This window comes from Caballeronia udeis (assembly GCF_044909315.1).
Classification (GTDB): Bacteria; Pseudomonadota; Gammaproteobacteria; order Burkholderiales; family Burkholderiaceae; genus Caballeronia; species Caballeronia udeis_A.
Map to the genome: position 1 here is coordinate 1 of NZ_JBIYEB010000093.1, position 1,162 is coordinate 1,162.

Genomic DNA, 1,162 nt, shown 5'->3' on the forward strand with positions numbered 1-1,162 from the left:
TCTAGAAGGAGATATGTTTCGACGCTCCGCGGTGCGCATGCTGCGCCGGATAGGCCACCACAGCTATCAGCTTTCTACAGCGATGATTGAATAGGAGAATTGGAAATAGATAGTCCTAAATATTATTGGATGCTCACTGTGTTAGTTAAATTTTTGATAGACCTTTGATAATCCGAGACTATGCTGGCGACACTTATTTGACCAAGACTCTTATTAAAACGACGAACGGAGGCAAAGTGACGGAGCGCGAGCCAAGACGCCTTATCGTAGGAATCAGTGGGGCAAGCGGCGCCATGTACGGCGTCCGGGCACTCCAGACGTTGCGCCAATGCGGCGTGGAAGCGCATCTGGTCGTCAGCAAGGCTGCGGAATTGACATTGAAGCATGAGGTGGGATCAAGCTCCGTCGCCCTGCGCGAGCTAGCACACGCCTGGTATCCGGCCTCCGATATCGGCGCCGCCATTTCGTCGGGCTCATTCATCACCATGGGCATGTTGGTGCTGCCATGCTCAGTACGGACCATGAGTGAAATCTGCACCGGCGTTACCTCTTCGCTCCTGAGCCGAGCGGCAGACGTGGTCCTCAAGGAGCGCAGGCGTCTCGTACTCGGGATCAGGGAAACCCCCTTGCACACAGGCCATTTGCGAACGATGACGAATCTGTCAGAAATGGGCGCGATTATTGCACCTATTGTCCCGGCGCTTTACGCACTGCCGCAGTCGCTTGACGACGTGGTAGACCATACGGTCGGGCGCTTACTTGATTTATTCGGTGTTGATAACGGGCTTGTCAAGCGATGGACAGGGCGGCCTTGACGCGGGTTTTCCGGTTGTCGGCTATAGCACGCTGGCGGGGAATTCCTCTTGGCGCCGGCCTTCGCTGCGTTGCAGCAACGTTGGTAAATACACTAATAGCCTCGGCTTGACCGTTACTCGCTTTGTCTCCTCCGCCGCGTAAAAGCGGGAACTGCGGCCTCGAATCCAATGCGTTCGCCAATTCATCCGCACGGATAGTCCATGACAATTTCTTGCGGCGCAAAGCCGCCATTGTTAGACTCATTCTTCATTTCAGCGTAGCCCGCCAAGTCTGCCGGATTCACTGGCGGATCGATGGCAAGCGAGTAGCCGCTGGACCTGAACGGGCGCGATCGTTGGAGGCACAC

Annotated in this window: 1 protein-coding gene; it reads left to right on the forward strand. The window is 55.5% G+C overall.

Annotated features, from left to right (window positions below; all coding sequences use genetic code 11):
- Nucleotides 1-197 precede the first annotated feature (197 nt).
- Complete coding sequence (locus tag ABH944_RS44600; RefSeq protein WP_404615849.1) at nucleotides 198-815, forward strand: UbiX family flavin prenyltransferase; 618 nt, start codon at nucleotides 198-200, stop codon at nucleotides 813-815.
- The last annotated feature ends 347 nt before the right edge of the window (nucleotides 816-1,162 follow it).